The organism is Acidovorax sp. KNOB132, assembly GCF_057541515.1.
Genome location: NZ_BAAJYT010000143.1, coordinates 1 through 9,629, shown reverse-complemented (window position 1 = coordinate 9,629; position 9,629 = coordinate 1). Strand labels below are relative to the sequence as shown.

Sequence of the window (9,629 nt, the reverse complement as noted above, 5' to 3'; positions counted from 1 at the left end):
GCTATTAATTCAATAGCAATATGCCTTAGTAATTCATGCACCGGGGCCGGTTTTCACCCTGAACCGGCTGAATGCACCTGGCCCGGGTTCGAGCATGCGCCAGCACTTCACACCCCGCCACGCCCGGCGGTCCTGCCCAAGGTTTGCATCCAGGACGGTCCGGAACGCATCACGCCCCGGGCGCGGGTGACTCGCCTTGCGAGGCATCGGGGCCGCCCCAGTCTTCCGGCAGCGCCGCCCTGTCGCGCAGCACCCCGTTCACCTCCGCCCCGAAGATCAACGTGGTGGCGCTGATGTACAGGAACACCAGCGTGGCCACCACGCCCGCGAAACTGCCGTAGACCAGCGCGAGCTTGCCGGCGCTGCGCAGCGTGTACGACAGGGTGGCGGCCGCCCCCACCCACATCGCCGCGCCCACGATGGCGCCCGGCACCACGGTGCGCAGCCGCTGCCTCAGGTCCGGCAGCCAGCCGTAGAGCAGCGCGTACAGCACCGTCAGCACCAGAAACGCCGAGCCGTAGCGCACGCTGTTGCGCAGCCAGGGCGTCTCCTGGCCCACGCCCACGTTGCGCTCCAGCAGCTGCCACACGTAGGGCATGACGATCACCGAGCTGAACGCCGCGAAGATGCCGCCGCCCACCACCACCGTGAACACCGTCACCTTGATGCGCGCCTTCCAGAACGGCAGGCCGCGTTCGATGCCGTACGAGCGGTTGAGCGCCGTGCGCACCGCCTGCATGCCCGACGACGCCGTCCACAGCGTGACCAGAAAGCCGATTGCCAGCAGCGCCTGGTTGCGCTGCGCCAGCACCTGCTGGATCACCGGCTGCATCGCGTCGCGCACCACCGGCGGCGCGTATTCCAGCACGCGCTGGGCCAGGGCCGCGGCATCTCCGGGCTCGCCCACATAGGCCGCCGTGGCCGACAGCAGGATCAGCAGCGGGAACATCGCCAGCACCGACGAGAACGCCATGCTCCCGGCCTGGTTGGCACTCTGGTGGAGGATGTAGTTGCGGACCGCCAGGGCGATGACGGGCAACCCCGGCACGGACCAGGCGATTTGCCGCACGCGGTGCAGGATGGTCTTCGGTGCCATGCGTTTGTCCAACTCTGCATCCTTCTTCGTTCCGCCGATCGATCGGCGCTTGTGTGAAATCAACCCATCGACACGCGAAGCGCCAGGAGGCCCGGCGGGCTTGGTGCCGCACCCGCTGACTGTCGCCCAAGCCACGCAGGCCCTCTGTAGGACTCGAAGAACATCCGAAGCCGCCCAAGCGGGACCGCCGCATCACGATGCCAGCGCCGCTGGCTGCAGCGCGCAAGCCCTTGGACAGCCTGCACAGGTTACAGATGCATCCAGTGGTGACCGATCCAATATTCCGAACAGCGGAAAGATAGACTGCGCGCGGTCGTTTCTGGAGAAGTCCGGACGACCGGGTTCATTCAATCAATACAACGGAGGAATTTCATGAAACGATTTCTGTGGGGCCTGGGAATGGCCCTGGCGTTGGTCGCCCCCGGGGCGCAGGCGCATGGGAGCGCAGCAGCAGAAGCAGTAGCAGCAGACGGCCGCTGGACCCGGCTGGTCACCACGGGCGAGGGGCCGTCCGTGCGCTCGACGCCCGCCGTGGCGCCGGTCCTCGGGTCCATCTACCTGTTCGGCGGGGTCAAGGACGATTTCGCCAGTGGCGAGAACACGTTCTACGACGACCTGTACCGCTTCGACCCCCGCCTGGCCCGATGGACGCCGCTGTCGCCCTCTGGCGCCAAGCCGCCGGCCCGGGCCTTCGCCGCGAGTGCCGCCGTGCCGGCGCGGCACTGGATGCTGGTGTTCGGCGGCGCCAACTACAGCGCCGACCTTTCTTCGCTCACGTTCTTCGACGACCTGTGGGCCTACAGCGCCCTGCTCAACCGCTGGACGCAGTTGCAACCCGGCAATCCGGGGCCTTCGGCCCGATCGCGCCCCGCCATGTGGGTGGATGGCGAAAAGGTCTATGTGTTCGGCGGCATCCAGACCGACTTCCACACCCTGAACGACCTGTGGGCCTTCGACCTGCGCACCAACCTGTGGACCCAGATCATTGCCAATGGCGACGCGAACTCGCCGACCTCGCGCCATGAGGCCGCGGTGGCCGGGCGCGCATGGGACGGGCAATTGACGCTCTACGGCGGGCAATTCAGCGACAGCGACGGCTTCGTCTCGTTGAACGACACCTGGCGCTTCGACCTCGCCACCCGCCAGTGGCAGAACATCACGCCCGCCGAAGCCGACAACGTCGATGCGCCCCGCCACCAGGGATCGACCGTGCAGATCGGCCACGCGCTGCTGATGGCCGGGGGCGACCTGCCGGGGGGCAGTTCCGGCTGCGGCGCCGCGTTCCCGCAGAACGCCACGTCCGAACTGTGGCGTTTCAACCTGCACGACCGCACATGGCGCCTGCTGGCCCCGGGTGGCGACGCTTTCCCGGCGATCAAACGCACCAACGCGGCCGCGGTGGGCGGGGTGATGTACGTGTTCTCGGGCTTTGGGTTCTCGTGCCAGAACGATGAAGGCGGGCAGGTGTGGAATCCTGACGTCTACGCGTTCCGGCCCCGCTGACCGGGGGCGCCTGTGGGCTGCGCTTGGCAGCCTGCGGGCGTCGGTCTGGGCGCGCAGACATGAACTGGATTGGATGGATAGCCGTCTCTCTGCTCTGACGCTTGATGTTCCAGACGGGCCATGGAAATCCATCGGATAAAGGTGAGCACCGACGAACAGACGGGCGCTGTAATCGACCCAGAGCGTGCACTGGTCAAGTCAACTTGAAGGTCGACTATGCAGCGATTGCAGCCGTTCGCTGGATCGCCTCCAATGCGTGCTATCGGCAAGTAGCAGCCGGTCGAGGCATAAGAACACGGACGCTCAACGCCTGAATTAAGCCGCGCCGCGAAGCGGCGTAGGCTTGAACGACTAGTTAGATTCTTTCCCGAGTTTCCCAATCTCGTAATTTGAGACCAGATCTTTGAGCATACTTGAAGGTATGCGCCCTCTAAATCGCTCAAGAACTGCCTCAATTGGTAGGCCGGACTTGAGCATCATTAAAGCCTCTTCTCGGAGTATGCCTGGCGGCATCTCCATCTCTCTAATGCGATATCGCTCGTTCTCGTGCTCTAGCTTCCTAATTCTAGAGTTGAGCATCCTTGTATTTTCAAGAATCTCGCCCAAAACATCTTCTTTTGGACGTGGCTTCGAAGGCGGCTGCGCCTCAGTATTCTGAAGAACTTTTGCAAATCTGTCTTCAAACTGGGGCCAGTAAGTGTCAAACACTTGCTCAAGAATGCGAATATCTAGGCCTCCGGATGAAAGTGCGCCGTTTAGAGTTTTGACAAGGCCGAGCACGCTTTCACGTGTCGGAAACGTGTGATTGAATTGGGCCAATGGATCTTCGATGTCTTTTGGCTCCAAATCAACAAGAAGAGTGCAAACTCTGGACGTGGATAGGCCTTTGGCAAGCGCACCTGCTTCAAAGAGTATCCAGGGGCGGCCTTTGTTTTCTTGAGTTAAACATATAATCCCGACGGTCGTATCCTTGAGTTGATCGTTTATTTCTCCAAACCAAAGCGACCCCCTGTCTAAGTCGCGTGTCGAGATCCATGGCCGCGACGCCTGAATGACACAGCAAAGCCAGTCGCTAAGTAGGCTTGCGACCTCCTTGCTACGCTGTCCCGACCAGCTTAAAAAGACCTTCATTGCTCTTCCCCCTGCATGAATCTGATGTTGGAGGTGACCGGCGCGCTGTGGCAAAGCGCCGCGAGACGTACGATCACCTGCACGGCTCGCCGCGCCTTGCCGCAGCGTGTCCGTGTCGACCGACCTGTTAGACCGCAGCAGCACCGGCACGATCTCGAGGTTCGCAAGTCCCGATACCTGAACCCGCCTTGCACCGCCTACTTATAGAAATCTGGGTAGAAAACGCTTACCGGATTTCCCACACTCTCCGGGTCGTCCAACGCTTTGCGCGCCTGGCTTGCAATCTCGGCACGATATGTCTGAAGCCTCGGGATAAGGCTGTAGATGTCACTGGTGTCGAAAACAAGCGTGCGAGCTTGATTGACGTCGAATGGCAGGCGATCGGCCTTTCGAATTAGCTGAACGACAGGCAACCTAAGCGCGTGCCGAAGGGCGACTTCATAGAACACGTTCGGATTGAGATAGGAAAGATCGGCGATGGCTAGCCTTGAACGCTTTAGGTATTCCAGGACCTGGGTCGTGATCATCCCCGGCTCACCGATATGGTCGGCCCGAACGACGGTAAGGCCCAACTCCTCGAGAGCTGGTTGTACCAGAGAGCCCATGAACAAGTCGGCATGCTTTCGTTCAACGCTGTCCTCGGATCCGATCGGAGTGATATAGAAACACACTTTCTGCCAATCCGACATGGTCGCAGAATCCTCCGAGATCTTCCGAACCACTGCTGGAGTCGCCATGGACGCCGGGGCCGTGATGCGCTGCGAAGTTCTGCCTTCGCCCTCCGGCAGTTCATCGAGTACATGCTCGATTGTGACTAGCGTTTCCGCCCCGCCAATAGCGCGTAGCAGACCCACAAACTTCGCATTCACAATGAAGGTATCGACGCATTCGTCGAGATCCGGGATCTCAGTGCCCGAGTCACGGAGGACATCTTTGATGATCTCCCGCTCCGGCAGTCGCTTTCCCTTGTAGTGCTCGTAGAGCAGCTTGAAGGGAGCAATCGACTCGATCGCGAGAGTGAAGGATGCCTTGCGCCTCTCCTGCTCGGTCCTCTCGGGGTTGACTGCAATCGTGCCCGTCGGGGTGAGTTCAAGGTACTCCGCCGCGTACGAACCAGTCGTGATGCCGTACTTGCCAGAGTTCGTAATCATCTGGCGTGTTGGTCCACTCGTCGCGGACTTTCCCATTTTCTCCAAGAGAGTCAGCCGACGTACCTTCTCCCCAGCGGCTAATTTCATGATAGCCGTACCCAGGTCGAGCGCATCTTCGAACGAGGATGCAGGATATGGCCGACTCGAGCGAGTTCTTCCCTCTTCTCCTGCTTTTTCCGTGGGTGCCTTTGGTGCTTTTTTAGCTGCACTACTCTTTGTTTTTGCCGCCGCCACCCTGTTCTCCTTGTAGAAAGCGCATATAACCAATTACGGGAAGCATCCCGCACTTTGTCGCGTCTAATGTGATTCCAATGGTAGAAGAAGGCAACAGCCCTTGCATCTGCGGTCTAACGTAATCTATGCCGCAGAACCTGCGGGATAAGCTGAACGTCGAAGGATATTCTGGCCATTCATTCCTCTGGACATGGCTTACAGCTTAGGTTTTCGCCCTCGCTGCTGTTCAAAGATCCAAGTATGACAATTCCGCGAAACCCGGCAAGCCTTCACTCACCAAACTATAGCTTGCAAGCGAACAGGGGCCAAGCACTCCATTTCAGGCTGCACCCAAGCCGCATCTTGAATCTAAGACCGCTTTGAGAACCACGACCCAGCTTCGACTCAGGGCACCGAGCAGTCAGTCAGTCAGAAATCTCGAGCGGCCGATCTCAGCCTGAAGCGTCCCATGCATCTCTCCACACATCACGCTGTAGGCTTGGCCGCGCTCAATCCTTGACGCTCACCCCCAGATTGCCCAGCTTTTTTGCATACGAGTCCCTGCGTTTTGCGGCCTTTGCAGCGGTTTCGGAGGCGGCTTGGACTGCCTTCGGGCCTTTAACCGCAGCAGCTTTGATCAAGCCGAACTTGTGAGCGGCATCTGCCTCGGCCCGCTTGAAAGTGGCGATGAGTTCAGCATGGGCAACGGATGGATTCACACGTACTCCATATCGATCAGCGGCGTCACCCTTCAATTTGGACGTCGGTGCGAAGCAAGGCGGTTCTCAATTCGCGATTCGCAGGTTTTGAAACATCCACCTTTTGAACAGCCAGGTCGAACGGTGAGCCTGGCTTGATGCTGGTTGGCAGTATCTTTTTTGCTGGATTCTTGGCGGGGTACGTGCCCTGACCCGGACACATGCGAACGGAAAACCCGAATTCTTCGAGTGCACCTTTCGCATACAACTCCGCCAATTGTTGAAACGTGACGAAGGTCGAACGTTTGACGTCTTTGAATCCTGGCCGACTGACGTCACGAACGATCTCGAATTTACCAAGCGAATCTCGCTGTGTATCGGTAAACGGATGGAGCAAGAAAGTCTGACGAACCCCATTTTTGGACACCAGAGTGTGCTCGACGGCTATATCGGTTAACAGCATATTTTTCTCGCTCTTCAAGCTGCAGTTGCACAGCACATCATTCGCCATCCCACCCAAAGTCGCAGATCGTGTTTTCACACCACGCCGCTGGGAACCAATCGCTTGGGGTCTAAAACTGCCTGCCAATGGGGGACTGAATAAGAGTCCGAAATCAGCCTGAACTGCCGCTCCGCCGAAAGAGAGCATGCTGACCGATAGATGTCTGCTGCGAGAAGCCTATCGCGAGCGTTCAGGTCAACGGACTGGCCGAACTCCACCACTGCAATAGGCATCTGCGGCAAGGCTCTATCCAAGAAGCGCTATTTCGCTCTTGTTGAAATCAAGGAATCGAGAGCGCCACTAGACAGGCCTGCATTTTCCCGAGCGCTGGCCGACGCCCGCAAACGTCGGCCAAGCTTGAAAAACCGACGCGTGCCGGTTTAAACGTTGAACAGGAAGTTCATCACGTCGCCATCCTTGACGACGTATTCCTTGCCTTCCGCGCGCATCTTGCCCGCGTCCTTGGCGCCCTGTTCGCCCTTGAAGGCGATGAAGTCCTCGAAGGCGATCGTCTGCGCACGGATGAAGCCGCGCTCGAAGTCGCCGTGGATCACGCCGGCGGCCTGGGGCGCGGTGTCGCCCACGTGGATTGTCCAGGCGCGAACTTCCTTCACGCCGGCCGTGAAGTAGGTCTGCAGGCCCAGCAGGTTGAAGCCGGCGCGGATCAGGCGGTTCAGGCCCGGTTCGGCCTGGCCCATCTCGGCCAGGAACATGTCGCGGTCCTCGTCGCTCATTTCGGACATTTCCGCTTCCATCTTGGCGCAGATGGCCACGACGGGCGCGTTCTGGGCGGCGGCGTATTCCTTGAGGCGCTCCAGCAGCGGGTTGTTCTCGAAGCCGTCTTCGCTCACGTTGCCCACGAACATGGCGGGCTTGGCGGTGATGAGGCAGAAGGGCTTGAGCAGCGGCGCGTCTTCCTTGCTCAAGGGCACGGTGCGCGCGGGCTTGCCCTGGTCGAGCGCGGCCTGGATGGGCGTGAGGAGGGACACCAGCTTGGCGGCTTCCTTGTCGTTGCCCGACTTGGCGGCCTTGCTGTAGCGGTTGAGCGCCTTTTCCACCGTGGCGAGGTCGGCCAGGCACAGCTCGGTCTGGATGACCTCGATGTCGGAGATCGGGTCCACGCGGCCGGCCACGTGGATGACGTTGTCGTCCTCGAAGCAGCGCACCACATTCACGATGGCGTCGGTCTCGCGGATGTGCGCGAGGAACTGGTTGCCCAGGCCTTCGCCCTGGCTGGCGCCGGCCACGAGGCCCGCGATGTCCACGAACTCGACGATGGCCGGCACGATGCGCTCGGGCGTGATGATGCCGGCGAGTTGCTGCAGGCGGGGATCGGGCACTTCCACCACGCCCGTGTTGGGCTCGATGGTGCAGAACGGATAGTTCTCGGCGGCGATGCCGGCCTTGGTCAGCGCGTTGAAGAGGGTGGACTTGCCCACATTGGGCAGGCCCACGATGCCGCATTTCAGGCTCATGGCAGGGCTTTCAGGTGTTCGGGAGACAAACCCGCGATTTTACGGGGTGGGCCCGGTGCCCTGGCGGCCGGGCGGATCCCGGCCCTTTTCGAACGGGCGATTCAGTCGAAGCGCAGATCGGCCGCGACGGGCTGGCCCACGCGCAGCATGCGGCCCGCGCCTTCGCGCACGATGGCGTTCATGCCGAAGGTGATGGCGCCGCCCAGCCGGCGGTCGTGGCGGTAGGTGCGCATCATGTCGCCCACCTCGGGGCTGCTGGCGGCGGTGGCCGGGTCGATGTCCGGGATGGGGCAGCGCGCGCAGGGCTTGGTGGGCTGCAGGTGCACTTCCTCGCCCTCCCCGGTGCCGATGTAGAGCCGGTCGATGCGGTCCTCGTCGTGCGCGTGCAGTCCATCGACCACGATGTTGGGGCGAAAGCGCTCCATGCCCACGGCCGCGTGGCCGGCGGCCCGCAGCCGCTCGTTCAGCCCGTCCAGCGACGCCTGGCTGGCCAGCAGCAGCGGAAAGCCGTCGGAAAAGAGGTTGGGCACCTCCAGGCCGTCGGTCCACTTCGGGCTGGACAGCCGGCGGTGCTCGGGGTCGAACCGCACCATGCGGCAGGGCTGGCCCAGGAAGTCGGTGAACCACTGGGCGGCCAGCGGGCCCATGTCCCAGGCGGGCACGGTGTCGTCCCACAGCCGCACGGTGGCCGGGCCTTCCACCTGGTCGATCGCCACGTGCAGCGCCAGCATGCCGGGGGCGCGCAGCACCATCTCATGCACCTTGAGCTGGGGCCGGACCAGGGCCATGCGCGGCAGCGTGCGCTGGGTGAGAAAGTGGCCGGCCGCGTCCACGACCATCCAGGCGCGGTCCAGGTCCAGCCCGGTGTCGGTGAGCAGCGCCTGGCGCACTTCGATGCCGGCGCAGGATTTGACGGGGTGGACGAACAGGCGCGCGATGGTGCCGGCAAGGTCGTGGTCGGGGCGGAAAGTCACGGGGAAAAAGCTCCAGGGGCGCGGGCGCGAAACCCATCGGTGAAAGCGGGATTGTGCCCGCCCGTGCCGCCTTGGCCGGCTCCTACAATGCCCGGCATGGCCCAAACCTTTGATGTATGTATCCGTGGCGCTGGCGTCGTGGGCCGCACCCTGGCCCTGCTGCTGGCCCGCGAACGGCTCCGCGTGGCCCTGGTCGGCACGCCCGCCCCCCCGGCGGCCGATGTGCGCGCCTATGCCTTGAACGCCGCCTCGCGCGGGCTGCTCGAATCGGTGCGCGGGTGGCCCGATGTCGCCCACGCCACCGCAGTGCGGCAGATGCAGGTGCATGGCGACCAGGGCGGCGAGGTGACGTTCGATGCCGAAGGCCAGGGCACCGAAGCGCTGGCCTGGATCGTCGACGTGCCCGCGCTGGAGGCCCGCCTGGCCGATGCCCTGCGGTTCCAGCCCCAGGCCGAATGGGTGGACGCCCCGGTGCCCGCCGCGCTCACCGTGGTGTGCGAGGGCCGCGCCAGCCGCACGCGCGAGGAATTCGGCGTGGACTTCGCCACCATGCCGTATGGGCAGCACGCGGTCGCCACCCGGCTGCAATGCGAACGGCCCCACGGCCAGGTGGCGCGGCAGTGGTTCCTGCCCGACGGCATCCTGGCCTTTTTGCCGCTGGACGGCGCCGCGGGGAACTCCGTCGCGGTCGTCTGGTCAGTCTCGCAGGACCGGGCGCAGCGCCTGGTGGCCCTGGACCCCGCCGAATTCGAGCAGCAGATCCAGCAAGCCAGCCAGAACACGCTGGGCACCCTGCAGTTGAGCGCGGACCGCACGGCCTGGCCGCTGCAGCAGGCCCGCGCGGACCGCTGGTGCGGCCCCATGGCGGCGCCGGGCCAATCGGGCG

At 62.6% G+C, this 9,629-nt stretch carries 9 protein-coding genes; 2 read left to right on the top strand and 7 right to left on the bottom strand.

Annotated elements, in window-relative coordinates; all coding sequences use genetic code 11:
- Positions 1-169 precede the first annotated feature (169 nt).
- Positions 170-1,096 carry a YihY/virulence factor BrkB family protein gene (locus tag AC27IO_RS16345; RefSeq protein WP_284429421.1) on the bottom strand — a complete coding sequence of 309 codons (927 nt, stop codon included), beginning with the start codon at positions 1,094-1,096 and terminating at the stop codon, positions 170-172.
- A gap of 372 nt (positions 1,097-1,468) precedes the next feature.
- Between AC27IO_RS16345 and AC27IO_RS16340 the strand changes: the two genes are divergently transcribed.
- Complete coding sequence (locus AC27IO_RS16340) at positions 1,469-2,599, top strand: Kelch repeat-containing protein (RefSeq protein ID WP_498739706.1); 1,131 nt, start codon at positions 1,469-1,471, stop codon at positions 2,597-2,599.
- Positions 2,600-2,950: 351 nt separating this feature from the next.
- Here AC27IO_RS16340 and AC27IO_RS16335 read toward each other — a convergent pair whose 3' ends face one another.
- The 6 genes from AC27IO_RS16335 to AC27IO_RS16310 form a co-directional block, all read right to left on the bottom strand.
- The gene (locus AC27IO_RS16335) at positions 2,951-3,730 is read right to left on the bottom strand and encodes a toll/interleukin-1 receptor domain-containing protein (protein ID WP_498739704.1); all 780 of its coding nucleotides are present in this window, start codon (positions 3,728-3,730) and stop codon (positions 2,951-2,953) included.
- Between the two features lie 197 nt (positions 3,731-3,927).
- On the bottom strand, positions 3,928-5,115 hold the full coding sequence (locus AC27IO_RS16330) for a hypothetical protein (RefSeq protein WP_498739703.1): 1,188 nt from the start codon (positions 5,113-5,115) through the stop codon (positions 3,928-3,930).
- A 488-nt stretch (positions 5,116-5,603) separates the two neighbouring features.
- The gene (locus AC27IO_RS16325; protein ID WP_498739701.1) at positions 5,604-5,813 is read right to left on the bottom strand and encodes a hypothetical protein; all 210 of its coding nucleotides are present in this window, start codon (positions 5,811-5,813) and stop codon (positions 5,604-5,606) included.
- Positions 5,814-5,838: 25 nt separating this feature from the next.
- Complete coding sequence (locus AC27IO_RS16320; protein WP_498739699.1) at positions 5,839-6,441, bottom strand: hypothetical protein; 603 nt, start codon at positions 6,439-6,441, stop codon at positions 5,839-5,841.
- A 233-nt stretch (positions 6,442-6,674) separates the two neighbouring features.
- Positions 6,675-7,769: a redox-regulated ATPase YchF gene (gene ychF / locus AC27IO_RS16315; RefSeq protein ID WP_272567328.1), complete on the bottom strand. Its 1,095-nt coding sequence runs from the start codon at positions 7,767-7,769 to the stop codon at positions 6,675-6,677.
- 101 nt (positions 7,770-7,870) lie between these two features.
- The gene (locus AC27IO_RS16310) at positions 7,871-8,743 is read right to left on the bottom strand and encodes an MOSC domain-containing protein (RefSeq protein ID WP_498739696.1); all 873 of its coding nucleotides are present in this window, start codon (positions 8,741-8,743) and stop codon (positions 7,871-7,873) included.
- 96 nt (positions 8,744-8,839) lie between these two features.
- Between AC27IO_RS16310 and AC27IO_RS16305 the strand changes: the two genes are divergently transcribed.
- Positions 8,840-9,629, top strand: a 790-nt coding sequence (locus tag AC27IO_RS16305; protein WP_498739694.1) for an FAD-dependent monooxygenase, incomplete at its 3' end; no start/stop codon positions are given.

Bases quoted from the DNA above. Each gene is read 5' to 3' on its own strand.
- AC27IO_RS16320 (WP_498739699.1), bottom strand. From the start codon at position 6,441: ATGCTCTCTTTCGGCGGAGCGGCAGTTCAGGCTGATTTCGGACTCTTA.
- AC27IO_RS16335 (WP_498739704.1), bottom strand. From the start codon at position 3,730: ATGAAGGTCTTTTTAAGCTGGTCGGGACAGCGTAGCAAGGAGGTCGCA.
- ychF (WP_272567328.1), bottom strand. From the start codon at position 7,769: ATGAGCCTGAAATGCGGCATCGTGGGCCTGCCCAATGTGGGCAAGTCC.
- AC27IO_RS16345 (WP_284429421.1), bottom strand. From the start codon at position 1,096: ATGGCACCGAAGACCATCCTGCACCGCGTGCGGCAAATCGCCTGGTCC.
- AC27IO_RS16340 (WP_498739706.1), top strand. From the start codon at position 1,469: ATGAAACGATTTCTGTGGGGCCTGGGAATGGCCCTGGCGTTGGTCGCC.